Origin of the sequence: Micromonospora sp. 067-2 (assembly GCF_046549295.1) — a bacterium.
Lineage (GTDB): Bacteria > Actinomycetota > Actinomycetes > Mycobacteriales > Micromonosporaceae > Micromonospora.
Genome location: NZ_JAJPWB010000002.1, coordinates 609,263 through 635,748, shown reverse-complemented (window position 1 = coordinate 635,748; position 26,486 = coordinate 609,263). Strand labels below are relative to the sequence as shown.

At 72.2% G+C, this 26,486-nt stretch carries 24 protein-coding genes; 20 read left to right on the top strand and 4 right to left on the bottom strand.

Annotation, left to right across the window (positions count from 1 at the left end; all coding sequences use genetic code 11):
* Positions 1–142: 142 nt before the first annotated feature.
* The 7 genes from pdxH (at position 143) to ACLJN9_RS06570 (ending at position 6,255) form a co-directional block, all read left to right on the top strand.
* Positions 143–772: a pyridoxamine 5'-phosphate oxidase gene (gene pdxH, locus ACLJN9_RS06600; RefSeq protein ID WP_410810215.1), complete on the top strand. Its 630-nt coding sequence runs from the start codon at positions 143–145 to the stop codon at positions 770–772.
* Complete coding sequence (locus tag ACLJN9_RS06595; protein ID WP_410810173.1) at positions 769–2,070, top strand: MFS transporter; 1,302 nt, start codon at positions 769–771, stop codon at positions 2,068–2,070. The genes pdxH and ACLJN9_RS06595 overlap by 4 nt, the downstream gene beginning before the upstream one ends.
* Before the next feature lie 18 nt (positions 2,071–2,088).
* Positions 2,089–3,018, top strand: coding sequence for an aldose 1-epimerase family protein (locus ACLJN9_RS06590; RefSeq protein WP_410810172.1), 930 nt, complete (start codon positions 2,089–2,091; stop codon positions 3,016–3,018).
* Entirely contained in the window at positions 3,018–3,620 is a 603-nt protein-coding gene (locus ACLJN9_RS06585) for a nitroreductase family protein (protein WP_410810171.1), read from the top strand. The genes ACLJN9_RS06590 and ACLJN9_RS06585 overlap by 1 nt, the downstream gene beginning before the upstream one ends.
* Positions 3,621–3,808: 188 nt before the next feature.
* Positions 3,809–4,114, top strand: coding sequence for a type II toxin-antitoxin system VapB family antitoxin (locus tag ACLJN9_RS06580; RefSeq protein WP_410810170.1), 306 nt, complete (start codon positions 3,809–3,811; stop codon positions 4,112–4,114).
* Positions 4,115–4,158: 44 nt separating this feature from the next.
* The gene (locus tag ACLJN9_RS06575; protein WP_410810169.1) at positions 4,159–5,322 is read left to right on the top strand and encodes an acyl-CoA dehydrogenase family protein; all 1,164 of its coding nucleotides are present in this window, start codon (positions 4,159–4,161) and stop codon (positions 5,320–5,322) included.
* Positions 5,323–5,421: 99 nt separating this feature from the next.
* Positions 5,422–6,255: a DUF4230 domain-containing protein gene (locus ACLJN9_RS06570; protein ID WP_410810168.1), complete on the top strand. Its 834-nt coding sequence runs from the start codon at positions 5,422–5,424 to the stop codon at positions 6,253–6,255.
* Positions 6,256–6,340: 85 nt separating this feature from the next.
* On the opposite strand, the gene ACLJN9_RS06565 is transcribed toward ACLJN9_RS06570, so the two are convergent.
* A complete protein-coding gene (locus ACLJN9_RS06565) occupies positions 6,341–6,550 on the bottom strand; it encodes a PspC domain-containing protein (RefSeq protein WP_410810167.1) in 210 nt (69 codons plus the stop codon).
* 668 nt (positions 6,551–7,218) lie between these two features.
* On the opposite strand from ACLJN9_RS06565, the gene ACLJN9_RS06560 reads away from it, so the two are divergent.
* The 10 genes from ACLJN9_RS06560 to ACLJN9_RS06515 all read left to right on the top strand — a co-directional run bounded on the left by ACLJN9_RS06560 (position 7,219) and on the right by ACLJN9_RS06515 (position 20,801).
* A complete protein-coding gene (locus ACLJN9_RS06560) occupies positions 7,219–8,589 on the top strand; it encodes an L-serine ammonia-lyase (RefSeq protein WP_410810166.1) in 1,371 nt (456 codons plus the stop codon).
* A gap of 71 nt (positions 8,590–8,660) precedes the next feature.
* On the top strand, positions 8,661–9,488 hold the full coding sequence (locus tag ACLJN9_RS06555) for an ABC transporter permease (protein ID WP_410810165.1): 828 nt from the start codon (positions 8,661–8,663) through the stop codon (positions 9,486–9,488).
* Position 9,489: 1 nt separating this feature from the next.
* Positions 9,490–10,236, top strand: coding sequence for an ABC transporter ATP-binding protein (locus ACLJN9_RS06550; RefSeq protein ID WP_410810164.1), 747 nt, complete (start codon positions 9,490–9,492; stop codon positions 10,234–10,236).
* Positions 10,233–12,290: a DUF5941 domain-containing protein gene (locus ACLJN9_RS06545; RefSeq protein ID WP_410810163.1), complete on the top strand. Its 2,058-nt coding sequence runs from the start codon at positions 10,233–10,235 to the stop codon at positions 12,288–12,290. The genes ACLJN9_RS06550 and ACLJN9_RS06545 overlap by 4 nt, the downstream gene beginning before the upstream one ends.
* A 15-nt stretch (positions 12,291–12,305) precedes the next feature.
* Positions 12,306–14,516 (top strand): CDP-glycerol glycerophosphotransferase family protein, encoded by a 2,211-nt coding sequence (locus ACLJN9_RS06540; protein ID WP_410810162.1) that lies wholly within the window; start codon positions 12,306–12,308, stop codon positions 14,514–14,516.
* 162 nt (positions 14,517–14,678) lie between these two features.
* The gene (locus ACLJN9_RS06535; protein ID WP_410810161.1) at positions 14,679–15,977 is read left to right on the top strand and encodes an ABC transporter ATP-binding protein; all 1,299 of its coding nucleotides are present in this window, start codon (positions 14,679–14,681) and stop codon (positions 15,975–15,977) included.
* Between the two features lie 93 nt (positions 15,978–16,070).
* Entirely contained in the window at positions 16,071–17,051 is a 981-nt protein-coding gene (locus tag ACLJN9_RS06530; RefSeq protein WP_410810160.1) for a hypothetical protein, read from the top strand.
* Between the two features lie 63 nt (positions 17,052–17,114).
* Positions 17,115–17,579: a DUF4442 domain-containing protein gene (locus ACLJN9_RS06525; RefSeq protein ID WP_410810159.1), complete on the top strand. Its 465-nt coding sequence runs from the start codon at positions 17,115–17,117 to the stop codon at positions 17,577–17,579.
* A 61-nt stretch (positions 17,580–17,640) separates the two neighbouring features.
* On the top strand, positions 17,641–18,432 hold the full coding sequence (locus ACLJN9_RS06520; protein ID WP_410810158.1) for an HAD family hydrolase: 792 nt from the start codon (positions 17,641–17,643) through the stop codon (positions 18,430–18,432).
* On the top strand, positions 18,429–20,801 hold the full coding sequence (locus tag ACLJN9_RS06515) for a glycoside hydrolase family 65 protein (protein ID WP_410810157.1): 2,373 nt from the start codon (positions 18,429–18,431) through the stop codon (positions 20,799–20,801). Before ACLJN9_RS06520 ends, ACLJN9_RS06515 begins: the two co-directional genes overlap by 4 nt.
* A 71-nt stretch (positions 20,802–20,872) precedes the next feature.
* Here the strand turns inward: ACLJN9_RS06515 and ACLJN9_RS06510 are convergent, their stop codons facing one another.
* Complete coding sequence (locus ACLJN9_RS06510; protein ID WP_410810156.1) at positions 20,873–21,052, bottom strand: hypothetical protein; 180 nt, start codon at positions 21,050–21,052, stop codon at positions 20,873–20,875.
* Positions 21,053–21,226: 174 nt separating this feature from the next.
* Between ACLJN9_RS06510 and ACLJN9_RS06505 the strand changes: the two genes are divergently transcribed.
* A complete protein-coding gene (locus ACLJN9_RS06505; protein ID WP_410810155.1) occupies positions 21,227–21,892 on the top strand; it encodes a dienelactone hydrolase family protein in 666 nt (221 codons plus the stop codon).
* Here ACLJN9_RS06505 and ACLJN9_RS06500 read toward each other — a convergent pair whose 3' ends face one another.
* Both ACLJN9_RS06500 and ACLJN9_RS06495 read right to left on the bottom strand, forming a co-directional pair.
* Positions 21,893–23,023 (bottom strand): AI-2E family transporter, encoded by a 1,131-nt coding sequence (locus ACLJN9_RS06500; protein WP_410810154.1) that lies wholly within the window; start codon positions 23,021–23,023, stop codon positions 21,893–21,895.
* A 101-nt stretch (positions 23,024–23,124) separates the two neighbouring features.
* The gene (locus ACLJN9_RS06495) at positions 23,125–24,618 is read right to left on the bottom strand and encodes a hypothetical protein (RefSeq protein WP_410810153.1); all 1,494 of its coding nucleotides are present in this window, start codon (positions 24,616–24,618) and stop codon (positions 23,125–23,127) included.
* A 162-nt stretch (positions 24,619–24,780) separates the two neighbouring features.
* On the opposite strand from ACLJN9_RS06495, the gene ACLJN9_RS06490 reads away from it, so the two are divergent.
* Entirely contained in the window at positions 24,781–24,963 is a 183-nt protein-coding gene (locus ACLJN9_RS06490) for an antitoxin (protein ID WP_410810152.1), read from the top strand.
* Positions 24,964–25,119: 156 nt separating this feature from the next.
* Positions 25,120–26,373: a cyanophycinase gene (locus ACLJN9_RS06485; RefSeq protein ID WP_410810151.1), complete on the top strand. Its 1,254-nt coding sequence runs from the start codon at positions 25,120–25,122 to the stop codon at positions 26,371–26,373.
* Positions 26,374–26,486: the final 113 nt, after the last annotated feature.

Here is a 26,486-nt window from a genome sequence, read left to right as displayed (position 1 = left end):
CTGCACACGACATCCCCGAACGCGCATTCTGCGCGCCGCTCGGTGAGACTGGGTGGCGCGGGCTGGCCAGCGCGGGAGGGCGTCGCCGGGGCCGCCGAGAGGGAGTGGGGACGTGACGGGCGACACACCCGCCCCGGCCGCGATGCGTAACGAGTACGACGCGGACCTGGGCCTGACCGAAGCTGATCTGGCCGTCGACTGGCACACCCAGTTCGACCGCTGGTTCGCCGACGCGGTGGCCTTCGGGCTGCCCGAGGTGAACGCGATGGTGGTGGGCACCGCCGACGCCGCCGGGCGGCCGAGCGGCCGGACGGTGCTGCTGAAGGGGTACGACCCGGACGGTTTCGTCTTCTTCACCAACCACCTCTCCCGCAAGGGCGTCGAGGCGTCCGAGAACCCGTACGCCAGCCTGGTCTTTCCGTGGTTTCCCATGCAGCGGCAGGTGGTGGTCAGCGGGCGGGTGACGCCCGTCGACCGGAACGCCACCGAGGCGTACTTCGCCAGCCGGCCGCGCGGCTCCCAGCTCGGCGCGTGGGCCAGCCCGCAGTCGCAGGTCGTGCCGGACCGGGCGGCACTGGAGGAGCGCTACCGGACGGCAGCGGACCGGTTCGCCGACACCGCCGACATTCCCCCGCCGCCGCACTGGGGTGGGCTGCGGGTCCGGCCGGACATGGTCGAGTTCTGGCAGGGCCGGGCCGGCCGGCTGCACGACCGGCTCCGCTTCCGCCGCACCGACGAGGGCGCCTGGGCCGTCGAGCGGCTGGCACCGTGACCGGTGTGCGGCAAGCCCGGCCGCGCGGGACGCGGCGTTGGGCGATCGACCTGCGCCCGTTGGGCGTGCCCACGTACCGGCGGGTGTGGTTCGGCAACGGCGTCGCGATGTTCGGCTTCCAGTTCACCGCGGTGGCCGTACCGGTGGAGATGTTCGGGCTGACCGGGGGATCGTTCTGGGTAGGTCTGCTCGGCATCGCGGGGTTCCTGCCGCTGCTGGTGTTCGGGCTCTGGGGCGGCGCGGTGGCCGACGCCCGGGACCGGCGTCGGGTGCTGCTCGGCGGCGGCGTGCTGCTCTGGGCGTCGACGGTGGCGCTGCTGGTGCAGGCCCTGCTGGGCGTGGGCAGCCCGCTGTTGCTGCTGCTCCTCGTCGCGGTGCAGTCGACCGCCTTCGCGATCACCTCGGCCAGCCGGAGCGCGATCCTGCCGCGCCTGGTCCCGGAACACCTGGTGCCGGCCGCCAGCACGCTGAACTTCACCACGTTCACCGCCACCTCGGTCTTCGGGCCGCTCGCCGCCGGTCTGATCTTCGCGATCTGGCGGACGGACGTGGGACTGCCGCTCGCGTACGCGGTGGACGCGCTGCTGTTCGGCGCCTCGTTCTGGGCGACGTGGCGGTTGCCCGCGATGCCGCCGGAGCCGGATCCGGAGGCCGGGGTCGGCCCGCGTCGGGCCGGCCTGGCCAGCGTCATCGACGGATTCCGCTACCTGGCGACGACGCCGGTGCTGCTGATCTCGTTCGGGGTGGACCTCATCGCGATGGTCCTGGCCATGCCCCGGGCCCTCTTTCCGGAGATCGCCACCGAGCGGTTCCACAATCCGGCGACGGTCGGCTGGCTCTACAGCGCCATCGCGATCGGCTCGATGCTCGGCGGGCTCACCTCCGGCTGGATCGGCCGGCTCCGCCGGCAGGGGCTCGGGCTGGTGCTCGCGGTGGTCGGCTGGGGGTTGGCGATCGCGGCAGCCGGCCTGGCTCGGCAGCTCTGGCTGATGGTCGCCCTGCTCGCCGTGGCCGGGGCCGCCGACCTGGTCAGCTCGGTGCTGCGCCAGACGATGCTGCTGGTGTACGCGCCCGATCGGATGCGCGGGCGGCTCCAGGGCGTCAACACGGTGGTGGTGGCCGGTGGCCCGCGCCTGGGCGACCTGCGGGCCGGCACGATGGCCGCCGGTCTCGGCGGCGGGGTGGCCTGGGTGGCCGGCGGGCTCGCCTCGGCGGTGCTCGTGGTGGTGCTCGCGGTCGCGTTCCCGGCGCTGCTGCGCTACCGGGCCGCGACGGCGTCGAGCGGTGACCGGACGTGACCGGTTAGGGTCGCCGGCATGGAAAGACCCGATCAGCGCCCGTTCTCCGGCGCCCAGTGGACCATCTCCGCCGCCGGCCACGAGGCCGTCATCGTCGAGGTGGGCGGCGGGCTGCGGACGTACCGGCAGGACGGTGTCGACCTGGTCGACGGGTACCGGACCGACGAGGTCGCCCCGGGCTGCGCCGGGCAGGTGCTGGCGCCCTGGCCGAACCGGATCCGGGATGGGCGTTACGTGTTCTCCGACCGGACCCACCAGCTCCCGTTGACCGAGCCGGAGCGGCACGTCGCCATCCACGGGCTGGTCAACTGGGTGCCGTGGCGGCTGCTGGAGCAGTCCGCGGACGCGGTGACGGTCGGCTACGACCTGCCGCCGCAGCCGGGCTACCCGTGGCCGCTGCGGCTGCACAGCCGGTGGAGCGTCGGCCGGGACGGGCTGCGCGCCGAGCACGAGGTCACCAACATCGGCGATGACCTGGCGCCGTTCGGTTTCTCCGTGCATCCGTACCTGCAACTGCCCGGCGTCGCGGTCGACGACCTGATCATGCGGCTGCCCGCCCGTACCCGGCTGCTGGTGGACGGGCGGCTGCTGCCGGTCGGGGCGACCCCGGTGACCGGCACCGAGTACGACTGGACCAGCCCGCGCCGGATCGGTGCCGCACAGCTGGACCTGTGCTTCGGTCAGGTGGTCCCCGACGCCGACGGCGGTTCGTCGGTGAGCCTGGCCGCGCCGGACGGGTCGGCTCAGGTGAGCATCTGGGCGGACGAGGAGTTCGGCTGGTGGCAGGTGTTCACCGGGGACGCGCTCACCGGTGAGCGGCACCGCCGCTCGGTGGCGGTCGAGCCGATGACCTGTCCGCCGGACGCGTTCCGCTCCGGCAAGGACGTGCTCACGCTCAAGCCCGGCGCGACCTGGCGGGGCGCCTGGGGCATCCGGCCCGGGGCCTGATGGAGTTCGCCGAGGTCGTCCGCCGGCGGCGGATGGTGCGCAACTACGACCCGGACCGGCCGGTCCCGCCCGACGTGGTGAACCGGCTGTTGGAGCACGCGGTCCGCGCGCCGTCGGCCGGGTTCGCCCAGGGCTGGGGTTTCCTGGTGCTGGAGGAGGCGGCCGACCGGGAGCGGTTCTGGGCCGCCACCACGCCGGACGGTGGCGGGCGGGAGCGCTGGCTCACCGGGATGCGCCGGGCGCCGCTGATCGTGGTGCCGCACTCGAACGAGTCGGCCTACCTGCAGCGGTACGCGGAGCCGGACAAGGGTTGGACGGATCGGTCCACCGACCGCTGGCCGGTGCCCTACTGGCACGTCGACACCGGCTTCGCCGCGTTGCTGATGCTGCTCACCGCGGTGGACGAGGGTCTGGGCGCGTGCTTCTTCGGCATCCCGCCGCAACGGCTGCCCGACTACCGGAACGCGTTCGGCGTGCCGACGGAGTACCAACCCATCGGTGCCGTCACAATCGGTTACGGACTGACCGACCATCGGTCACCATCGCTACGCCGCGGCCGTCGTCCGATGGGCGAGGTCGTGCGGCGTGGCCGATGGGATTGAGCGCGGCGTCCCGTACGTCCCGGTCCGGGATCGGGCGAGCGGTAGCGAAACTGACATCAGGGAGCAGAACGGAGCGTGCGCTGGGCGGCTAGGCTGGCATGGTCATCGGTGCCGCGCCACGCGGCGCCTGCCGCGGCCCGGCTCGCCGCCGCCGGTCGGCCCGGCCACGGGGAGGGGAGCGTGCCGTCGTGATCTTCAGAGCGGTCCGGGACGGGCGTCCCTATCCGGAGCACAACCTGACGCTCAAGCAGTGGGCGGAGATTCCGCCACGACCCCTGCGCCTGGACCAGTTGATCACCACCAAGCGTGAGCTGGCGCTCGACAAGCTCCTCGCCGAGGACTCCACCTTCTACGGCGACCTCTTTCCGCACGTGGTGCAGTGGAACGGCGGGCTCTACCTGGAGGACGGCCTGCACCGGGCGTTGCGCGCCGCCCTGCAACAGCGCAACCAGATCCACGCCCGGGTGCTGGTGCTCTCCGAGGCGATCGAGTGACGAGCCCTTCTGCCACGGCTTGAGCCTTCGTTAAGGTGACGTCCATGACCGCTGCGCTGGACCTGCTCGACCTGGACCCGTCGCTCACCCAGGAGGAACGGCAGATCCGGGACGTCGTACGCCAGCTCGTCGACGACCGGGTGCGCCCGCACGTCGCCGACTGGTACGAGGAGGGCCGGGTGCCGGCCCGCGAACTGGCCCGGGAGTTCGGCAAGCTCGGGCTGCTCGGCATGCACCTGACCGGCTACGGCTGCGCCGGTGCCTCCGCCGTCGCCTACGGGCTGGCCTGCCAGGAGTTGGAGGCCGGCGACTCCGGCGTCCGTTCGCTGGTCTCGGTGCAGGGCTCGCTGGCCATGTACGCCATCTGGCGCTACGGCAGCGAGGAGCAGAAGCAGCGCTGGCTCCCGTCGATGGCGACCGGCGAGGCGATCGGCTGTTTCGGCCTGACCGAACCGGATCACGGCTCCGACCCGGCGTCGATGGCCACCCGGGCCCGCCGCGACGGCGACGACTGGGTGCTCACCGGCGGCAAGATGTGGATCACCAACGCGCCGATCGCCGACGTCGGGGTGATCTGGGCGCGCACCGACGAGGGCGTTCGGGGCTTCGCCGTACCCATGGACACACCCGGTGTCACGGCCCGGGAGATCCGTCGCAAGATGTCGCTGCGCGCGTCGGTGACCGGCGAGATCGTGCTCGACGACGTCCGGCTCCCGGCGGACGCGCAACTGCCCGAGGCGGTCGGGCTCAAGGCCCCGCTGAGCTGCCTCACCGAGGCCCGGTACGGCATCATCTGGGGCTCGGTCGGTGCGGCCCGCGACTGCCTGGAGACCGCGCTGACGTACGCCACCACCCGCACCCAGTTCGGTCGACCGCTGGCCGGCTTCCAGCTCACCCAGGCCAAGCTCGCTGACATGGCCGTCGAGCTGGTGAAGGGGCAGCTGCTGGCCCTGCACCTGGGTCGGCTTGCCGACAACGGCCGCCTGCGGCCCGAGCAGGTCAGCGTGGGCAAGCTGAACAACGTGCGGGAGGCCCTGGCCATAGCCCGGCAGTGCCGCACCATCCTCGGCGCCAACGGCGTCTCCGGTGAGTACCCGGTGATGCGGCACGCGAACAACCTGGAGAGCGTGCTGACGTACGAGGGCACCACGGAAATCCACCAGCTGGTCGTCGGACAGCGGCTCACCGGGCTCTCCGCCTTCGCCTGACCTGCCCGTTTACGCAATCCGGGCGCTCGCCGCGCGGCTGTCGTACCGGGGCCGTACCGTCAATGGCAGACGACGTGTCTGACGAGGACGGTGAGCGTGATGGCCCGCGACGCTGGCATCAACGAGCCCACGAGGGAGTTCCCCGGTTATCCGACCGGCGACGATCTCAAGGAGCGGTCGGCGGCGAAACCTGAGCCGACCACGGACACAAGGGGCGGCTCCGGCGGCCCGTCGACCGGCGGCCCGTCGACCGGCGGCCCCTCTGCCGGCGGCCCGTCGACCGGCGGCGCCGGTGGGCCGGCGCGCGGTCTGCTCATGTTGCTGGGGGCCGCCGCGCTGGCCGTGGTGGTGCTGCTCGGCATCCAGGCCACCGGGCTCCTGCCGGAGTTCCGCAACCCGTTCGCGAAGGAACAGACCGACCGCAGCCAGCCGCCGCTGCTGAAGTCGATCCAGGACCTGAGCCGCTACGTGGCCGCCGAGGGCAACTTCCAGGTCGTGGTCGACACCCAGAACGACCGGCGCAACGTTCCGGATTTCCTGCTCAACGAGCGCACCCTGTTCGTCGGGGCCGGCAGCGTCGAGGCCTACGTCGACTTCGGCAAGATCGGCGAGGGTGCTGTGGTCACGTCGGCCGACGGCAAGTCCGTCGAGATCAAGCTGCCGGCGCCGCAACTCGGTGAGACCAACCTCGACCTGGAAAAGAGCTACGTCTTCGCCGAACGGCGCGGTCTGCTCAACCGACTCGGGGACCTGGTCGGCAACGACCCCAACCGGCAGCAGCAGGTCTACAAGCTCGCCGAGGAACGAATCACCGGCGCCGCCCGGGACAGCGGGCTCTCCGCACGCGCCGAGGAGAACACCCGCAAGATGCTGGAGGGGCTGCTGCGTTCCCTGGGCTACCAGCAGGTCACGATCACCTACACCGCACCCTGACCCGCCGCGTACCCCGAACGCGAAGCGCCCGCCCCGACAGTCGTCCAGGGCGGGCGCTTCACCGTGCAGGTTCGGTGATCCGGGGTCAGTGCTGGGTGGACGACAGGTAGCGGCCCTCGTCCGGCATGAGGATCCACAGGATCAGGTAGACGATCACCTGCGTGCCGGGCAACAGCAACGACAGCAGGAACAGCAACCGGACCATCCCTGCCGACATCCCGAACCGCTGACCGAGGCCGGCGCAGACACCGGCGATCATGCGCCCCTCGCGGGGCCGAACCAGTTTGCGACTCATCGTCGTACTCCCACTCTGCGGCGGTACGCCGCGTCTGCAATCCACGGTAGAAAGGGATGGCCAGCTCGCCCTCCGTCCCGAGGAGGACCGGCTTTCCGTGGACCCGTAGGTGCTTACCCGTGCGGCGTCCCTCCAACGCACCACGCCCATCCACACCGCCCGCGTTCGGCCCCGCGCGATGATCGTGCTCGATCAAGGATGTAGTGGCATCGCAGTCGCGCGGAGGCCACTACATCCTGGATCGAGCACGATCATGCGGGCGGCCGGGCGGCCGGGCGGCCGGGCGGCAGGGCGGCAGGGCGGCGGGGCGGCGGGGCGGCGGGGCGGCAGGGCGGCAGGGCGGCAGGGCGGCCGGGCGGCGGGGCGGCGGGGCGGCGGGGTGGCGGGGTGGCGGGGTGGCGGGGCGGCGGGGCGGTGGGGTGGCGGGGTGGCGCGGTGGCAGGGTGGCGGGGCGGTGGCGGTGCGACGGCCGGGGGGTGGATCTCCGGCGGCGGTGTCGCGGCGGCGGGGTGGGCCGTGACCTGGGCGGGTAGGCTCGCTGGTTGGGCACCCACACCCCGGGTGGCCGGCGGCCGCCAACCCGGGCCGCCACGAGCGGGGCCGCCCTGACCGGGCGGCTAGACCGGGCCGGATCCCACACGACGGGACGACGGCGAGGAAGCGCAGCCATGATCAGTGTTTTTGACCTCTTCAGCGTCGGCATCGGGCCGTCCAGCTCGCACACGGTGGGGCCGATGCGGGCCGCTCGCACCTTCGCGGCCGGGCTCAAGGCCGACGGGCTGCTCACCGACACGGCGCGGGTGCAGGCCGAGCTGTTCGGTTCGCTGGGCGCCACCGGTCACGGCCACGGCAGCGGGCCGGCAGTGCTGCTCGGGCTGTCGGGTGAGTCGCCGGAGACGGTCGACACGGACACCGTCGGCCCTCGGGTCGAGCGGATCAAGGTCGAGCGGCGGATCAGCCTGCTGGACGCGCACGAGATCGATTTCGACCCGGCCCGGGACCTGACCCTGCACCGCCGCCGGTCGCTGCCGTACCACCCGAACGGCATGACCTTCACGGCGTACGACGGCAGTGGCTCTGAACTGCGCAACCGCACCTACTACTCGGTGGGTGGCGGTTTCGTGGCGGACGAGGCGGCCGCCGGCGCGGACCGGATCAAGCCGGACAGCACCCGGGTGAAGCACCCCTTCCTGACCGGGGCGCAGCTGTTGGGGGTGACCACGGCGACCGGTCTGTCGATCAGCGAGGTGATGCTGGCCAACGAACGCTCCTGGCGTAGCGAGGCGGAGATCCGCGCCGGCCTGCTGGAGATCTGGCGGGTGATGCGGGAGTGCGTGGAGCGCGGCTGCGAGCGCGACGGCGTACTCCCTGGTGGGTTGAAGGTCCGGCGGCGCGCGGCGGAGCTGCGGCGCAGCCTGGAGGCGGACACCGGCACCACCGACCCGCTGCGCGTGATGGACTGGGTGACGCTGTTCGCCCTGGCGGTGAACGAGGAGAACGCCGCCGGCGGTCGGGTGGTCACCGCGCCGACCAACGGCGCGGCCGGGATCATTCCGGCGGTGCTGCACTACTACACCCGTTTCGTGCCGGGCGCCGACGACGACGGCGTGGTGCGGTTCCTGCTGACGGCCGGTGCGATCGGTGTGCTGTTCAAGGAGAACGCCTCGATCTCCGGTGCGGAGGTCGGCTGCCAGGGTGAGGTCGGTTCGGCCTGCTCGATGGCGGCGGCGGGGCTCGCCGAGGCGCTGGGCGGAACCCCGGAGCAGGTGGAGAACGCCGCCGAGATCGGCATGGAGCACAACCTCGGGTTGACCTGCGACCCGGTGGGTGGCCTGGTGCAGATTCCCTGCATCGAGCGGAACGCGGTGGCTAGCATCAAGGCGATCACGGCCGCCCGCCTGGCGCTGCGCGGCGACGGGGTGCACGCGGTGTCGCTGGACAAGGTCATCAAGACCATGCGGGAGACCGGCGCCGACATGAAGGTCAAATACAAGGAGACGGCGCGCGGCGGTCTGGCCGTCAACGTGATCGAGTGCTGAACCCGGTGGATGCGGGGCATTCGTTCACCGACTGCTAACCTGTCGTCCGTTTCAGGAGGCGGGAGGCTGCGGTGACCTCTGGCGTCGCGGCGTTGTGGTCGCACCGCAGCTCGCTGCGCATCCTGGTGAGACGGGACCTGGCGGTCAAGTACCAGCAGTCGGTGCTGGGCTATTTCTGGTCACTGATCGAGCCGCTCGGCATGGGCGCCATCTACTGGTTCGTCTTCGGCGTGCTCTATTCCCGCGACACCGGGCGGCACCTCGGCGAGGCGGCCGGGTCGTACCCGCTCTTCCTGATCACCGGGATCTTCGCCTGGATGTGGACCAGTTCGGCGCTGAGTGAGGCGACCAACGCCCTGACCGGCCAGTCCCGGCTGATCACCACGATGAACGTGCCGCGTCAGGTCTTTCCGATCGGCCGGGTCACCGGCCGGTTCGCCGAGTACGTGGCCGGCCTGCCGATCCTGATCGCGATCGCGGCGATCTACGCGGCACACGGGCGGGTGCACGTGGGCTGGTCTCTGCTGGCCCTGCCGCTCGCGGTGGTCGTGCAGGGGATCCTGTTGATCGGGCTGGCGCTGCTGCTCTCCGCGTGGAACGTGCTGATGCGCGACGTGGAACGGCTCATGCGGCTGTTCATCCGGGTGCTCTTCTACGCCACGCCGATCATCTATCCGCTCAGCCTGGTCCGGCAGTCCGGTCTGCCCGGCTGGCTGAAGGTGCTGTACGAGCTGAACCCGCTGGTCGGGATCTTCCAGCTGCACCACGCGATCTGGTACCCGGACGAGTTCCCGGACGCCCGGCTGCTCGCCACCACGATCGCCGGCAGCCTGCTCGTGCTGGCCGCCGGCTGGTGGTCGTTCCGCCGGCTGGAGCCCGCCGTGCTCAAGGAACTCTGAGATGGCCGCGCCGATCATCGAGGCCGACGGCCTGGGCATCCGGTTCGTCCGCAACCGTCGCCGCCAGCTGCGGCTGCGGGAGTTGTTCATCCACCGGGGTGGGCGGGGTGCCCTGCCGGGCCAGTTCTGGCCGTTGCGCGACGTCTCGTTCACCGTCGAGCCGGGCGAGACGGTCGGGGTGATCGGCCGCAACGGCACCGGCAAGAGCACCCTGCTGCGGCTGATCGCCGGGGTGCTCATTCCGGACGAGGGCAGCATCCGGGTGCACGGCGCCGTGGCCCCGCTGCTGGAGCTGTCCGCCGGTTTCTCCAACGACCTGACCGGCCGGGAGAACCTGCACCTGGTCGGCGGACTGCACGGCCTGTCCACGGGCTATCTGAAGCGGCACTTCGACGAGATCGTCGAGTTCGCCGGTGAGCAGGTGGAACGGGCCATCGACACGTCGGTGCGGCACTACTCGTCGGGGATGAAGGTACGACTCGGCTTCGCGATCATCTCGCACCTGCCGCACCCGGTCCTGCTGATGGACGAGGTGACCGCGGTCGGGGACGCGGAGTTCCGCAAGAAGTGTTACGCGACGATTGATCGTCTGCTCGGGGAGGGGCGCACGCTGGTGTTGGTGTCACACAACGAAAAGGACCTGACCCGGTTCTGCCGTCGGGGGTTGTATCTCGACGCGGGCCGGTTGACGCTCGACGGCACCATCGCCGAGGCGCTCGACGCGTACCACGCCGCGGTTCCACGGTGACGCTCGCGATCGTGCTCGCCGGCGGGACGCCCGCGGCGGGCCTCACCACCGCGACCGGCGAGCCGTTGGCCGACCGTATCGCGGCCCAGCTGCGCCGGGCCGGCGCGGACGAGGTGCGCTTCGCCGCCACCCTCGAGGAGTTGGCCGCGCTGGCGGACACCGCCACCGGTTCGCTGCTGGTGACGGGCACCGACCTGGTCGCGCACACCGCCGTGCTGCGGCACCTGGCGACCAGCCCGGTGGGCCCGACGGTCGCATTGGTGCTCGCCGACCCGCCGGTGCCCGGGCGGACAGCCGTGCGCGAGGAGCGCGGCCAGATCACCGACGCCGACGCGGTGGACGCCCTCGACGGCGACGCGACCGGGGTGTTCGGTGGCGCGCTGCGGGTCGGCGTGGACGACCTGCCGACCCTGGCCGCGGCCGCCCGTGCCGCGGCGGCCGGCATGCTGCCCATCGTCACCCCACTCGGCCCGGCCGGGGACGTGTCGCCGCTGCCACCGGCCGGCGGCGGCGGGCCGACCGGTTCGGTCGCGGCCGGTGGCCCCGGGTCCGCCGTGGACCGGCTCGTCGCGGGCCTCGCCGCGCTGGGCACCCTGATCTTCGCCCAGCGGGTACGCCTGCTCGTCGCGCACCGGGTCGACGACGCGGCCGGGCTGGCCGCTGCCGAGGCGGCGGTGACGGCGGTCGACGAGGACCGGGCCGAGTTGCGGCTGTCGGTCAAGGAGAAGGACGACTTCTTCTCCACGTACTTCGTCAGCACCTGGTCGCCGTACGTGGTCCGGCTGGCGGCCCGGCTCCGGCTCACCCCGACCGGGGTGACGGTGATCTCGGTGCTCTTCGCGCTGGCCGCCGCGGTGCTGTTCGGTGTCGGCGGGCGACCCGCGCTGGTCAGTGGCGCGGTGCTGCTCTACCTCGGTTTCGTGCTGGACTGCGTGGACGGCCAGCTGGCCCGCTACACCCGGCACTTCAGTGCCTGGGGTGGCTGGCTGGACACGATGGCAGACCGCGTGAAGGAGTACGTGGTCTATGCCGGGCTGGGCTTCGGGGTGAGCCACGCCGGGCTGGGCAACGGCTGGGCGCTGGCGATCGCCGCGATGACGTTGCAGACCGTCCGGCACATGACCGACACCTGGTACGGGGTGCTGCACGACGAGGCGGCCCGCCGTCCCCGGACGACCGGTGCCAGCGGTGGGATCGGTGACCGGCTGAACGCCGCGTCGACGCGGGTGCAGGCGGACACCGGCTCGCTGTCGTACTGGCTGAAGCGGACCGTCGTCTTTCCGATCGGCGAGCGGTGGGCGCTGATCGCGCTGACCGTGGCGCTGTTCAACCCGCTGGTCAGCCTGATCGCGGTGCTGGTCTGGGGTGCGCTGGCGTTCGCGTACACCGGGGCTCTGCGGACGTTGCGGGCGCGCTGGATGTGGGTGCCGGTGCTGGACACGGTCGATGCCACCCTGCATCGGGACGACGGCCCGTTGGCGCGCCGGCTGCCCGTGGTCCGCCCGATGGGGCCGCTCACCCTGGCGGTGATCGCCACGCTCGGCCCGGCGGCGCTGCTGGTGGTGGCGCTGTTGGCCGACACGCCCGACCGGTTGCGCTGGGTGGTGCCGGTGGCGTTGCTGGTGCTGCTGGTCGGCGGCCTGGGCTCGGGGGCCGCGCACAACGGCCCGCTGGACTGGCTGGTGCCCGCCGCGCTGCGGGCCGCCGAGTATCTGTTCGCGATCGCGGCCGGGGTGGTCGGCGGTGCACCGGGATGGCTGATCTTCGGCTATGTCCTCGTGCTCACCGTGCACCACTACGACCTGACCGCACGGCTGGAGAAGCGGCAGGCGGCGCCGCCACTGCACCCGGCGACGCTGGGCTGGGAGGGTCGCTCGGCGCTGGTGACCCTCGCGGCGATTGCCGGAATCGTGAGTATCGGTCTGGTTACACTCGGTGCGTACCTTCTCGTGGTTTTCGTGGTGAGCGTGGTCCTGGCCTGGTTCGTCCGGCCGGCCCGGAGCGCGCGGGCGTCGGCCGCGCCGGTGGGCGCGGGAGGTGTCGCGCCGCGCTGACGGAGGGACGGCCGGATGACCCTGATCAGCTTCGTGGTACCGGCCTTCCGGGTGCAGGGATACCTGCGTGAGTGCCTCGACTCGATCCTCGGCCAGCCGGAGACCGACCTCGAAGTGATCGCTGTCGACGACTGCTCACCGGACTCCAGCGGCGAGATCATCGACGAGTACGTGGCCCGCGACCAGCGGGTCCGCTCGGTTCGGCTGCGGGAGAACGTCGGCCTCGGTCCGGCCCGTAACCTCGGGCTGGACCGGGCCGTCGGCGAGTACGTCTGGTTCCTCGACGGTGACGACTGGCTGGCGCCGGTCTGCCTGCCCGTGGTGGCCGACCGGCTGCGCGGCACCCGACCGGACGTGCTGCTGGTCGACCACGTCCGGGCGCACTGGAACGACACCGCCACCCGCAGCGCGATGGCCGAGGTCTTCCCCGAGTCGCCCGGCGCGGACACGTTCCGGCTGCGGGACCGGCCGGAGGCGATGCGGTTGCTGCACACCGCGTGGAACCGGCTGGTCCGCCGGGAGTTCCTGGTCGAGGTGGGGCTGCGCTTCGCGCCCGGCTGGTACGAGGACGTCTCGTTCAGCTACCCGGTGCTGATGGCGGCGCAGCGGATCGGCGTCCTCGATCTGGTGTGTGTGAACTACCGGCAGCGTCGCGCCGGTGCGATCACCCGCACCAGGGGGGACCGGCATTTCGAGGTGTTCCCGCAGTGGCACCGGGTCTTCCACCTGATGGACGACTGGGGACCGGCGGTGGGTGGCCTGCGGCCGGCGGTCTTCGAGCGGATGATCTGGCACTACCTGACCGTGCTCGGCAACGGCCAGCGGATCGCCCCGGAGCTGCGGCCGGCCTTCTTCGCGCAGATCACTGCCGACTACGCACGGTGGCTGCCGGGCGGCGGCTACCCGGCGCCGGACGGGGTGGAGGGGATCAAGCACCGGCTGGTCGCCACCGGCCGATGGCGGACGTTCAGCGCGTTGCGGGCCGCCAGCCGGGCCCGCGACCTGGCCCGCCGGCAGGCCCGCACCGCGCGACGCCGGTTCGGCCCGGCCGCCCGGCGGGGCGCCCGGCTGACCCGCGACGGCCTGCTGCGCGAGTACTACCGGGCGGAACTGCGCCGTCCGGTGGATCCGACGCTCGCGGTGTACGCGGCCTACTGGTACCGGGGGTACTCCTGCAACCCGGCGGCGATCTACGAGGTCGCCCGCCGGCTCGCTCCCGGGGTGCGGGGCGTGTGGATCGTGCGCCGGGACCGGGTGGACACCGTCCCGGCGGGCGCGGAGTACGTCGTCGCGGGCACCCCGGCGTACTACCGGGCGCTGGCCCGGGCCCGGTGGCTGGTCAACAACGTCAACTTCCCGGACTTCGTCCACAAGCGGCCGGAGCAGGTGCACGTGCAGACCCACCACGGCACGCCGGTCAAGGTGATGGGGCTGGACCAGCAGCGCTACCCGATCGGTGCGGGCCGGATGGACTTCGCCGGGCTGCTGCGCCGGGTGGACCGCTGGGACTACAGCGTCAGCGCGAACAGCTTCTCGACCCAGATGTGGGACCGGGCCTACCCGGCGTCGTACACCACGCTGGAGGTGGGCTACCCGCGCAACGACCGGCTGGTCACCGCTGGTCCGGATGAGGTGCGCCGGCTGCGTGCCGACTTCGGCATCGGCCCTCACGAGCAGGTGGTCCTGTACGCCCCGACGCACCGCGAGCACCTGCCCGGCTACCGGCCGCCGTTCGACCCCGACCGGTTCCTGACCGCGCTCGGTGACTCCGGTCGGCTGCTGATGCGCAGCCACTACTTCCACGACCGGGACCGCCACCCCCGCCGGCTGGTGGATCGGGAGCGGGTGAGCGACGTCAGCGGCTACCAGCGGGTCGAGGACCTCTATCTGATCGCCGATGTGCTGGTCACCGACTATTCCTCGGCGATGTTCGACTACGCGGTGCTGGACCGGCCGATCGTGCTCTACGCGCCGGACTGGGAGGCGTACCGGCTGGCCCGGGGGGTCTACCTCGACGTCACGGCGGAGCCGCCGGGCGCCGTGACGACGACCTTCGCCGACCTGCTCGACCTGTTCCGTACCGACGGGGTGCGCTCGGACGCGGCGACCAGGGCACGCGAGCACTTCCGGGTCCGGTTCTGCGCGCTGGACGACGGTCGTGCGGCGGAGCGGGTGGTGCGCCGGGTGTTCCTGGGCGAGCCGGCCGGGCTGACGCAGCCCTGCTGAAACCGCGTCTCGTAATGCCGCGTTTCGATCGATGGCGGCGTCATTCGTCGAACATGAGACGTTCACCCGATGTGCTGATCCAATGATCCTGGTCACAGTCTTGGGGGGCTGACCGCCGGCAGCAGGTCGACCGGATCGGCCGACGAACTGGGGGAGGAGACGGTGACCACCGTCGCGCTCAAGGATGTCACCAAGATCTTCAAGGACGGCACGTTGGCCGTCGACAGCGTCAACCTCGACGTGAACGACGGCGAGTTCATGGTCCTGCTCGGCCCGTCCGGCTGCGGCAAGTCCACCGTGCTGCGGATGATCGCGGGGCTGGAGGACCCGACCCAGGGCGCGGTGCTGCTCGACGGTGAGCTCGCCAACGACCTGCCGCCACGGGACCGGAAGATCGCCATGGTCTTCCAGGACTTCGCGCTCTACCCGCACATGTCCGTCGGCGACAACATCGCCTTTCCACTGCGGCTGGCCGGGGTGGAACCGACACCGCGGGGTGAGCGGGTCGGCGACGTGGCCAGTGCGCTGGGCATCGGCGACGTGCTCGCACGCAAACCCGGCCAGCTCTCCGGCGGGCAGCGCCAGCGGGTCGCGATGGGCCGGGCGATCGTCCGCCGGCCCGGGCTCTTCCTGATGGACGAGCCGCTGTCCAACCTCGACAGCGGCCTGCGCGCCGAGCTGCGCGCGGAGATCTCGGGCCTCACCCGCGAGTTGGGCGTCACCACCGTCTACGTCACCCACGACCAGGCCGAGGCGCTCACCATGGCCGACCGGGTGGCCATCATGCGCCGCGGTGTGCTCCAGGACGTGGGCACCCCCACCCAGGTGTACGGCCGGCCGGCGACGCTCTACGTGGCCGCCTTCCTGGGCAGCCCACGGATGAACCTGTTGGAGGCGTCGGTCTACGTCCACCTCGACCGGTACGTCACGCTCAACCTCGGGGAGCAGTCGCTCTACCTGCCCTGGAACGACATCCGCAGCCGGGTGGTGGCCCACTACCACGGTGAGCGGATCGTGGTCGGCATGCGCGCCGAGGCGCTCACACCGGTCTCCCCGGACAGCCCCGGCGACGTGCTGCGCGGCCGGATCCGCTATCTGGAGCACCACGGGCACGAGTCACTGGCGTTCCTGGACATCGGTGCCACCGCCATCGTGGTCGACGAGATGGGGGCGCCGCTGGATCCGCCACCGTTGGGCCAACGCGGCCTGCGCCGGTTCGGCTCGGTGATGCAGCGGCTCACCGGCAAGCCGGTGGAGGCGGTCGACGAGCCGGGTGAGGGCACCCGGACGAGCGTGCTTCCCGATCCGGGCCGGCACCACCGCCGTCCGGCGGAGCTGGCGGTGCGGCTGGCGCCGTACCCGGCGGTCGCCGCTGGTCATCCGCTCGCCGTGTCGGTCCGGATGGACGCGCTGCACTTCTTCGACGAGCGCGGAGCCCGGATCGACATCGGGTGGCGGTGACACCACGCCGAAGCGGGGTGGCGGCACCCCTGCCCGTTGTCCTACCGTCTGCGCACCGAGTCCACATCGAACGCCACCGAGAGGGGGCCACCCGTGTCGGGTGACCGTCCCAGCCCGCTCGTCATCGAGCGCATCCTTCGCGACCGGCAGGGCATCTGGCAGCAGATCGTGGCCGAGCATGACCTGAACCGGTTGACCGGGCGGATGCTGGCCAGCTCCGCCATCGCGCTCGCCTGCTACGGCGCGGTGCTGGGGGCATTCCACAGCCCGCTGATGGCGCTGACCTCCGCGCTGAAGCTGCCGCTGCTGTTCCTGGTCACGCTCGCCATCTGCCTGCCCACGCTCTACCTGTTCAACCTGGTCTTCGGCGCCCGCCTGTCGGTGCGTCAGTCGCTGTCGCTGGTGATGGTGGCGATCACGGTCACCTCGATGCTCGCGGTGGCGTTCGCCCCGATCAGCCTCTTCTTCCTGATCACCGCACCCGACTACGGGTTCTTCAAGCTGCTCAACGTGGCGATCCTGACCCTGTCGGCGGTGGTCGGGCTGCGCTTCCTGACCGGCGGGATGCAGGTGCTCAACGACCACGGCCTGCTCGCGCCGGAGGCGGCCCAGGCCCAGACCGCCCAGGCGGCGCTGCCCGCGGCCGCACCGGACTCCGGCCAGGTCGCCGCGCCGGTGGCCGTACCGGTCGGCGCAGCGGTGGCCGGCTCGGCCGGTTCGGTCCCGAACGGCGCGACCCCCGACGCCACGTCGTCCGCCGTGGCGGCCCCGGCGCAGGTCCCGGCCCAGGGGGCGCCCGCCGGCGTCTCGTTCCCGCCCGGCATGCTGCCCCCCGGCCACCCGGCGTCGCAGCACCAGTGGAGTGCCCGGCCGGTACGGCGGGGCGAGCCCACGGAGCGGCCGGCCAGCATGACGCTGCTCTACATCTGGATCCTGCTGTTCGGGTTCGTCGGCACCCAGCTCGCCTGGACGCTGCGCCCGTTCTTCGGCGACCCGGATCGGGACTTTGCCCTCTTCCGCAGCATCGACGGCAATTTCTACGCGGAGATCCTACGGACGATCGCCAACCTCTGAACACCTGCCGAACCTGGTAAACGGCTGATTGCGGGGCAGGTTACCGGCCGTTAACGTCGGGCCATGACCATCGACTCCCGCCAGGTGGCGGCCGGCATGTTGGAAGCCGTGCCGTTCGCCCGCACGCTCGGCTTCGAATTCGTCGAGGTGGCACCCGAGGCGGAGGGCGGGGTCCGGGCGGTCGTCCGGCTCCCCGACCTCCCGGCCACCCACAACCACGTCGGCGGGCCGCACGCCGGGGCCATGTTCACCCTGGGTGAGACGGCCTCGGGTGCGGTGGTGCTGGCCGCCTTCGGGCAGTTGCTCGATCGGGCCGTGCCGCTGGCCGTCCGCGCCGACATCGCGTACCGCACGTTGGCCCGGGGGCCGGTGCTGGCCACCGCGCGGCTCGGCCGGCCCGCTCTCGAGGTGATCGACGAGCTGGAGTCCGGCCGGCGGCCCGAGTTCCCGGTCGAGGTCGAGATCACCACCGAGGACGGCACGCCCACCTCGGCGATGACCGTCATCTGGACGCTCCGACCGAACTGAGCCGCGCGGACGGCGGCGGAAACGGGGTTTAGCGGCCCGGCTGGGTGGTTAGATTCTTAGCGTGCTGGGCCTACCTGCTCATGTGACCGCCTGTCTCTTCGATCTGGACGGTGTGCTGACGCAGACCGCCCGCGTGCACAACGCCGCCTGGACGGAGACGTTCGACGAGTTCCTGCGGCAGCGCGCGTCGGCCACCGGCCAGCCGTTCCAGCCGTTCGACCCCGGTCCGGACTACAACCGCTACGTCGACGGCCGTCCCCGCGCCGACGGCGTCCGGGCGTTCCTCGCGTCCCGCGGGATCGTGCTGCCCGAGGGCGGCCCGGACGACCCCCCGGACGCCGAAACGGTCAACGGCGTCGGCAACCGCAAGAACGTCCTGCTGCTGGAGCGCCTGCGGACCGCCGGCGTCGAGGTCTACCCGGGTTCGGTCCGCTATCTGCAGGCGGCCGCCGACGCGGGGTTGCGCCGGGCCGTGGTGACCGCGAGCGCCAACGGCCACGAGGTGGTCGCCGCCACCGGGCTGGAACCCCTGCTCGAGGCGCGGGTCGACGGCCTGGTCACCCGGGCGCAGGGGCTGCGCGGCAAGCCCCACCCGGACACGTTTCTGGCCGGCGCCCGGCTGCTGGGTGTCGACCCGGCGCAGGCCGCCGTCTTCGAGGACGCGCTCTCCGGGGTGGCGGCCGGCCGGGCTGGTGACTTCGGCTACGTGATCGGGGTCGACCGGGTCGGCCAGGCCGACGAGTTGCGCGCGCACGGCGCCGACATCGTGGTGAAGGATCTGGCCGATCTCCTCGACGCGGGCGACGTCGAGCCGCCGACACCGCAGCCGACAGGCCGGCGGGGTCCCGCGTGATCCGGGAGCGGGCCTATCCGGTCGAGCCCTGGCACGTCCGCGAGACCCGGCTGGACATGGACGTGCTGGCCCAGTCGGAGTCGGTCTTCGCGCTCTCCAACGGTCACGTCGGGCTGCGCGGCAACCTCGACGAGGGCGAGCCGCACGGCCTTCCCGGCACCTACCTCAACTCGTTCTACGAGTTGCGGCCGCTGCCGTACGCGGAGGCCGGCTACGGTTTCCCCGAGTCCGGGCAGACCGTCGTCAACGTCACCAACGGCAAGCTGATCCGGCTGCTGGTCGACGACGAACCGCTGGACGTGCGCTACGGCGAGCTGCTCGGCCACGAACGGATCCTCGACCTGCGGGCCGGCACCCTGCACCGGGAGGTGCACTGGCGCTCGCCGGCCGGCCGGGAGGTCAAGGTCCGCAGCACCCGGCTCGTGTCGTTCACCCAGCGATCGGTCGCCGCCATCAGCTACGAGGTGGAGGCCGTCGACGGCCCGCTCCGACTGATCGTGCAGTCCGAGTTGGTGGCCAACGAAACGCTCCCTCCGCAGAGCAAGGACCCCCGGGTCGCCGCGGTGCTGGAGTCGCCGTTGCAGGCCGAGGAGGAGCTCACCACACCCGACGGCGGGCAGATGATCCACCGCACCAAGGTCTCCGGCCTGCGGGTGGCCGCCGCCATGGAGCACGAGGTGCACGGCCCGGACCACACCACGATCGAGTCCGAGGGGTACGAGGACTGGGTCCGCACCACCATCGGCTGCGTCCTCAAGCCGGGCGAGAAGCTCCGGGTGGTCAAGTACCTGACGTACGGGTGGTCGAGCCGTCGCTCGCTGCCCGCCCTGCGCGACCAGGTCGGCGCGGCGCTGGCCGGGGCACGACTGGACGGGTGGGACGGGCTCTGCCGGGAGCAGCGCGGCTATCTCGACGAGTTCTGGGACGCGTCCGACGTGCGGGTCGAGGGTGACCCGGAGGTGCAGCAGGCCGTCCGGTTCGGCCTCTTCCACGTGCTCCAGGCCGGTGCCCGTGCCGAGCGGCGGCCGATCTCCGCGAAGGGGCTGACCGGCCCCGGCTACGACGGGCACGCCTTCTGGGACACCGAGATGTTCGTCCTCCCGGTGCTCACCTACACCCAGCCGAGCGCGGTACGCAACGCCCTCTACTGGCGACACAGCACCCTCGAGCAGGCCCGTGAACGGGCGGAGACGCTCAACCTCAAGGGCGCCGCCTTTCCCTGGCGGACCATCGAGGGCCCGGAGTCCTCCGGATACTGGCCGGCCGGCACGGCTGCCTTCCACATCGCCGCCGACATCGCCGATGCGCTGCGCCGGTACGTGCTGGTCACCGGGGACACCCAGCTGGAGCAGGAGATCGGGCTGGAGCTGCTGGTGGAGACCGCCCGGCTGTGGCGTTCGGTCGGCCACCACGACCGGCACGGGCAGTTCCACATCGACGGGGTCACCGGCCCGGACGAGTACACGGCGGTCAAGAACGACAACGTCTACACCAACCTGATGGCGCAGCGTAACCTGCTCACCGCCGCCGACGTGGTGATGCGCTACCGGGACGAGGCGTTCCGTTTCGGGGTGACCGACGAGGAGGCGGCGAGCTGGCGGGACGCGGCCATCTCGATGCACATCCCGTACGACAAGGAACTCGACGTCCACCAGCAGGTGGAGGGGTTCACCCGGCTTCAGGAGTGGGACTTCGGGCACACGCCGGCCGAGAAGTACCCGTTGCTGCTGCACTACCCCTACGTCCAGCTGTATCGCAAGCAGGTGGTCAAGCAGGCGGACCTGGTCCTTGCCATGCACTGGCGGGGAGACGCGTTCACCCCCGAGCAGAAGCTTCGCAACTTCCTCTACTACGAGCGCCGCACCGTACGGGACTCGTCGTTGTCGGCCTGCACCCAGGCGGTGCTCGCCGCCGAGGTCGGCTACCCCGAGCTGGCGCACATCTATCTGCGCGAGGCCGCGCTGATGGACCTGCACGACCTCAACGAGAACACCCGCGACGGGGTGCACATGGCCTCGCTGGCCGGTGCGTGGCTCGCCCTGGTCGGCGGGCTGGGCGGGTTACGGGACCACGACGGGCAACTGTCGTTCGCGCCGCGGCTCTCCAGCCGGCTGAGCCGACTGGAGTTCTCCCTGCAGTGGCGCGGGCTGGCCCTGCGGGTGGACGTCCGGCCACACCAGACGACGTACACCCTGCGTCATGGCGGCCCGGAGGATGTCGTCGAGCTGCGCCACCACGACCAGGTGGTGCGGGTCACCTGCGACGAGCCGGTGACCGTGCCGGTGCCACCGGCCGACCCGGCCGGCCCCCCGCCGGAGCATCCGCCGGGCCGGTCGCCGCTGCTGCGGTTGCCCGAAAGCCACGAGTGACGGCCGGGGCGGGAGTGCTCCCGCCCCGGCCGCCAATCAGCGGGCCGATCGCCCGGTTGCGGACGCCGAGGTCAGATGGGCTCGCCCTGGGAGGGGCGCCCGATCGCGTCCCGCGGGGCCATCGCCTTGGGATCGTCGGGTAGGCGGGCCGACGCGGCCTCGTCTCCGAAGTCCCGGTTCCGCTCGGCGTCCTGTTCCCGCCGGTTCCGTTCGTCCATCTGCTGCTGCCGGGAGGGCTGCTGCTGGGCCATGGCGATCCTCGCGATCCGTCGGGGCGCGGTTGCGCCGACACGGTCTGCGGTCGCTCGTCGCGTACCCGCCGGCCCAGCCGACAAACGGACCCCGATGCTCGACCGCGCCCTGGGCGCGGCGTGGGGTGGGCCGGGTGGGGTAACCGGGCGGAAGTCGAGCCAGCGGAGGTGGGCATGCAGGGGTGGCAGGACGAGGTGCGGATTCCGGTCGGGGACGTCGAGCTTCCGGCCGACCTGACGATGCCCGCCGGGGCGAGCGGAGTGGTGCTCTTCGCGCACGGCAGCGGAAGCTCCCGGCACAGCCCGCGCAACGTGGCGGTGGCCGGCACGCTCCACCGGCATGCGCTCGGCACGGTGCTGGTCGACCTGCTCACCCCGGCCGAGGACGAGGTGGACGCCCGCAGCGCCGAGCTGCGGTTCGACATCGGCCTGCTGGCGAGCCGGTTGGCGGGTGTCGTCGACTGGCTGGCTGCCGAGCGCCCCGCCGGCACCGTGCCGATCGGGCTGTTCGGCGCCAGTACGGGTGCCGCCGCCGCTCTGGTCGCGGCGGCATCGCGGGCCGACCGGGTGGGCGCGGTCGTCTCCCGGGGCGGCCGACCGGATCTGGCCGGCGACGCGCTGCCGCAGGTGCGTACCCCGACGTTGCTGCTGGTCGGGGGCCTGGACGACGAGGTGATCACGCTCAACGAGCGGGCGTTGGCCGAGTTGGGCGACGTCGGTGAGCTGCGGGTGGTGCCGGGCGCCACCCACCTCTTCGAGGAGCCCGGCACCCTGGAACAGGTCGCCGACCAGGCAGCGACCTGGTTCGAGACCCGCCTCGCCCCGACGTCAGCCTCCTGATCACCCAGCCGGGGCCGGAGTGGGGCCCGCGGGTGTGGTGCGGTGGCTCTGGATGGTGTCGATGACACGCCAGAGGACGGCGGTGATCGGGACGCTGACGAACGCGCCGGCGATGCCGGCGATCAGGGTGCCGGCGGTGACCGCCACCAGGATCACCGCCGGGTGCAGCCGGACCTGCCGCTTCATGACCAGCGGCTCCAGCAGGTTGCCCTCGATCTGCTGGACGGCGACCACGGCGGCCAGGGTCAGCAGCGCCGTTGTCGGGCCGTTGGCGGCGAGCGCCACCAGCACCGCGACCGCGCCTGCCACGGTCGCCCCGATGATCGGGACGAAGCCACCCAGGAACGTGATGAGCGCCAGCGGCAGGGCGAGCGGCACCCGGAGCACCACCAGGGCGACACCGATGCCGATGGCGTCGATCGCGGCGATCAGCATGGTGCCCCGGCTGTAGGCGCCCAGCGTCTGCCAACCGGCCCGGCCGGACTCCGCCACCACCTGTCGGTTGGGGCCGGTCATCCGGGACAGCACCCAGTGCCACATCGAGCGGCCGTCCTTGAGCAGGAAGAAGAGAAGCACCAGGGCGAGCAGCGCGGAGCCGAGCACCTCGGTGGCGGTCCGCGCACCGGCGATCGGGTCGACCGATCCGCTGCCCGCGGCCTGCCGAGCCTGGTCGACGAGGTCGTCCAGTTGCGCGTCGGTGACCGGCAGGCTGGAGGTGACGAAGTCCCGGCTACGTTCCAACCCCTGGGTCAACTGCTGGCTGAGCTGGTCGAACTGGCTGGCGGTCAGGTTCCACACCAGGGCACCGACCCCGACCAGGATGCCGAGCAGCAGCAGCACGGTGAGCAGCGCGGCCAGTGCCGCCGGCAACCGTAGCCGGCGCAGCAGGAGCAGCACGGGGTCGAGCAGCGCGGTGAGGAAGAGGGTGGCAGCCAGCGCGATGGCCAGCGGCGCCAGCAGCACGGCGATCTTTCCCAGCAGGTAGAGCCCGGCGACGATCACCACCAGGCAGGCGCTCCACAGCACCGCGGACCGGACCGGCCAGGGCAACCCGGACCACGCCTGCCGTGGCCCTGGCCCGCCCGAGGCCTTCCTCGCCCCGGTGTCCGTCCCGGGATCGCCTGCCACCATGTCGGTCCTCCTCGATCTCGGCGAGGTCGGTACCCGCCCGGGCTCCCGCCGACACCCCCGCGCCACCATCGGTCCGGAACGGGCCGGCGTGTCGGGTCTTGTCAGGACACTCCGGGCCAGGCCGCCAGGTAGCCGGCGCCGCCGGCGGGCAGGCCGCCCGACTGCACACTGTGGGTCCGCCAGAACTGACCCTTGTCCACCCGGGCCGCGGCCGCCGCGATCCCGGAGCCGGCGGCCACCGCGCGTACCGCGCCGGCGCCGCCGTCGGTGAAGACCGTCCAGGTGGTACGCCTGCGCAGGTCCGCCGACAGCACCAGCACCCAGGCGTCCCCACCGGAGTACGGGGCCAGTCGCCTGCCGCCGAGGGTGGCCCGGGTGCGGCCGGCGATCTGGTACGCCGACACGCCACCCGCGTACACCCGGCCGGACTCGTCTGCGGTGATCGCGTACGGCTTGATGGTGTTGCCCAGATTGCCCTTGGTGTCGATCCTGGCCAGCACCATCTGCCCGGCGAGCTGGCGGCCGGTGGCCGGATCGAACCGGGCCAGATAGGTGAGGTGCGCGTTCGAGGTGTTGGACGCCTCGGTGAACGAGTCGATCACCACGTTCGGCGCCGGCCTGGACGGGTCGGCGGCGGACCGGTTGAAGATGGTGTTTCCGCCCGCGGTCTCCCCGGCCAGGTAGAGGCGGCCGTCGCGGCCCACCGCGATCCGATCGGCCCGGCTGTCCGCGCAGAGATCGCCGAGCCGGTCGGCCGCGTGGTCGTACGCCCGCCAGCGCAGTGCGCCCCGCCGGTCGTAGGCGTGCAGGTAGGCGATCTGCACCGGTACGCAGCGGCCGGCATTGACCTGCCGGAACCCGCTCACGTAGATCAGGCCGGTGCGGTCGTCCACCGCCACGTCGCTGACCGTGCGGCCGGTCGGGCGGATGGTGGCGAGGGTGGTGCCCCTGAGGTCGTACACCCGCACGGTGTTGCCGGTGAGGGCGGCGACCGTGCCCGCGCCGCCGACCGCGACCCGGGTCGCCGCGCCGTCGCGCCGCCAGCGGGCGGCCGTGGCGCGGGGGTCGAGCAGGAACACGCCCCGGTCGGTGGCGACCGCGATCTCGCCGCCGCCGCGACGTACCTCCAGGTCTTCCACCACGCCGGCGAGCCGGGTCGTGCCGAGCGGCTTGCGGCCGGTGGCGTCCAGCCGGAGCACCGCGCCGGCGCCACCCTGACCCAGCGTGGACGCGGTGCCGCCGGAGAACCCGGTGAACCGGCCGCCGACCACGATCGCGCAGTCGTCGGAGATGTCGACGGCGTTGGCGCTGTCCGCGCCGTCCCGCCCGAGGTAGCTGGCGGCGGTCGGGTCCAGCACGCTGGCCGAGCGGGGAGCCGGGCCGGGATCGGGACAGTCCACGGTGGTCGCGGCGGGCGTACCGGTAACGGCGGGAGTGGCGGCTGTCGACGGCGGCGCGGCGGCGGTCGGTGTCACCGGGGCGGCACCGGACCAGCGCCCGCCCTGTGCCGGTGTCCCGTCGGCACAGCCGGCGAGGGTGACGACGAGCAGTGCCACGGTCAGGGTCGACCGCAAGCGGTTCGGGTTCCGGTGCACGCGCCTGCCCCTCTCCGGAGAGATACCGCAGCGGATCGTACGCGCAGTGCCGGGTGGGTGTCGCCGGCCCGATCCGGCCCCGGGTGCCCGGTTTCTCGGTGTTTGCGCTGGCCGGGCCAGGGAACTCGAACAACACGGACGAATATTCGAGGAGGATCGACCATGGGTGACTTCATGGACAAGGCCAAGGACTTCGCGGACAAGCACGACAAGCAGGTCGACCAGGGGTTGGACAAGGCCGGCGACCAGGTCGACAAGCGCACCGGTGGCAAGTACGGCGACCAGATCGACAAGGGCGTCGACCAGGCCCAGGCGCGCACCGGCGAGGGCGACCAGGTTCGCTGACCACCCCGACGTCTCCCGGGTCACCGCCTCCGCGGTGGCCCGGGAGTGTCTGTGTGGACAGCTGTCGTCGACGAACGTCCGGGGCGTTGTCCGCGACGGTGTGCTGCCGTACGCTTCTGCTCGGCCCGCCCTCACGGTTTCCAGTGAGGAGCAGTCATGCCCGTGAACCGCCTGCTGACCCTCGGGGTCGGCGCGTGCGCGGCGGTGGCGCTGAGCGTCCCCGTGGCCGCGGTGCCCGCCTCGGCCCACCCGTCCCACTCGCGCGGCGGCAGCCTGGTGCTGGTCGGTGGCGCGCTCGCCGACGACAACGCGGCCGTCTACAACGACATCGTCCGGCTGGCCGGGGGTGCCGGCACAGCACGGATCGGCATTTTCACCGCCGCTGCCCCGGTGCCCAGCGAGGACCCGGACGCGGACACCCCGGACTGTAACAACAGCGTCTGCAATGGTGACTACTACGCCAAGCTGTTCCGCACCTACGGGGTGGCCGACGCGCAGTGGATCCCGATCGACCTGGACCGGCCGGGCGCGGCCGAGGACCCGGCGGTGGTGCGGCAGATCAACTCGATGACCGGGTTCTTCTTCGGTGGTGGTGACCAGTACCGGTACGTCACCACGTTGACCCGGGGCAGCGCCCAACGGGACACCCCGGCGCTGGCCGCGGTACGCCGCAAGCTGCGCGGCGGCGCGGTGGTCGCCGGCACCAGCGCGGGCGCCCAGATCATGGCCGGCCGCGACATGATCACCGGCGGCTCCACCGAGCCGGGCCTGCGCGACGGCTCGCGGCCGGGCTACTTCGACGACGGGGACATCCTCGCGTACCTGCCGAAGGGTGGCTTCGGGTTCTTCACCGACGGTCTGCTGGACACCCACTTCTCCCGGCGTGGTCGGGAGGCCCGGTCGATCCGGCTCGCCTCGGACACCCGGCACGACCGGGTGTTCGGTCTGGACGAGAACACCGCGCTGGAGGTGACCGGCGTCGGTTCGCGGCACCGGTCGCTGCGCGTGCTGGGGCAGCGTGGGGTGAGCGTCCTCGACCTGCGCCGGGCCCGGGTGACCGACTCGGCGGTCTGGGGGATCGACGGTGTGCGGTGGAGCCGGCTCACCGATGGTGACCGGTACCGGGCCGACCGCTGGCAGCCGGTCGTCGCGCCGGGCAAGGAGCCGGTGCGTGGCGCCGAGGGCCCCTGCGCGGTGGTGCCGTCGGAGGACGTCTTCTACAACTACGAGTTGGTCGGCCTGGCCGAGGGCCTGATCGGCAACCGCGGCTGTGCCTCGGTCTCCGGCACCTCCTACGAGAAGGATCCGCAGTTCGAGGCGCGGTTGACCCGCGGGCGGGACTTCGCCGCCTGGCGGGCGGGGGAGAGCACCTCGTTCAGCGGTGTGGTGATCGGCATCGGCGCGGCCTGACCTGGGCAACCACGGCGACCCCGGGCCACCTGCCACCCGGGGTCGCCGTCGTGCCCGCCGTCGGGCTCACAGTGTCGAGTGGTTCACGAACCTGTAACAGAAGTTACGTATTG

What these genes read in the sequence shown, in the direction of transcription:
- pdxH (WP_410810215.1), top strand. Translation starts at nt 143, where the DNA reads ATGCGTAACGAGTACGACGCGGACCTGGGCCTGACCGAAGCTGATCTG.
- ACLJN9_RS06590 (WP_410810172.1), top strand. Translation starts at nt 2,089, where the DNA reads ATGGAAAGACCCGATCAGCGCCCGTTCTCCGGCGCCCAGTGGACCATC.
- ACLJN9_RS06585 (WP_410810171.1), top strand. Translation starts at nt 3,018, where the DNA reads ATGGAGTTCGCCGAGGTCGTCCGCCGGCGGCGGATGGTGCGCAACTAC.
- ACLJN9_RS06575 (WP_410810169.1), top strand. Translation starts at nt 4,159, where the DNA reads ATGACCGCTGCGCTGGACCTGCTCGACCTGGACCCGTCGCTCACCCAG.
- ACLJN9_RS06570 (WP_410810168.1), top strand. Translation starts at nt 5,422, where the DNA reads ATGGCCCGCGACGCTGGCATCAACGAGCCCACGAGGGAGTTCCCCGGT.
- ACLJN9_RS06565 (WP_410810167.1), bottom strand. Translation starts at nt 6,550, where the DNA reads ATGAGTCGCAAACTGGTTCGGCCCCGCGAGGGGCGCATGATCGCCGGT.
- ACLJN9_RS06560 (WP_410810166.1), top strand. Translation starts at nt 7,219, where the DNA reads ATGATCAGTGTTTTTGACCTCTTCAGCGTCGGCATCGGGCCGTCCAGC.
- ACLJN9_RS06550 (WP_410810164.1), top strand. Translation starts at nt 9,490, where the DNA reads ATGGCCGCGCCGATCATCGAGGCCGACGGCCTGGGCATCCGGTTCGTC.
- ACLJN9_RS06540 (WP_410810162.1), top strand. Translation starts at nt 12,306, where the DNA reads ATGACCCTGATCAGCTTCGTGGTACCGGCCTTCCGGGTGCAGGGATAC.
- ACLJN9_RS06525 (WP_410810159.1), top strand. Translation starts at nt 17,115, where the DNA reads ATGACCATCGACTCCCGCCAGGTGGCGGCCGGCATGTTGGAAGCCGTG.
- ACLJN9_RS06510 (WP_410810156.1), bottom strand. Translation starts at nt 21,052, where the DNA reads ATGGCCCAGCAGCAGCCCTCCCGGCAGCAGCAGATGGACGAACGGAAC.
- ACLJN9_RS06505 (WP_410810155.1), top strand. Translation starts at nt 21,227, where the DNA reads ATGCAGGGGTGGCAGGACGAGGTGCGGATTCCGGTCGGGGACGTCGAG.
- ACLJN9_RS06500 (WP_410810154.1), bottom strand. Translation starts at nt 23,023, where the DNA reads ATGGTGGCAGGCGATCCCGGGACGGACACCGGGGCGAGGAAGGCCTCG.
- ACLJN9_RS06490 (WP_410810152.1), top strand. Translation starts at nt 24,781, where the DNA reads ATGGGTGACTTCATGGACAAGGCCAAGGACTTCGCGGACAAGCACGAC.
- ACLJN9_RS06485 (WP_410810151.1), top strand. Translation starts at nt 25,120, where the DNA reads ATGCCCGTGAACCGCCTGCTGACCCTCGGGGTCGGCGCGTGCGCGGCG.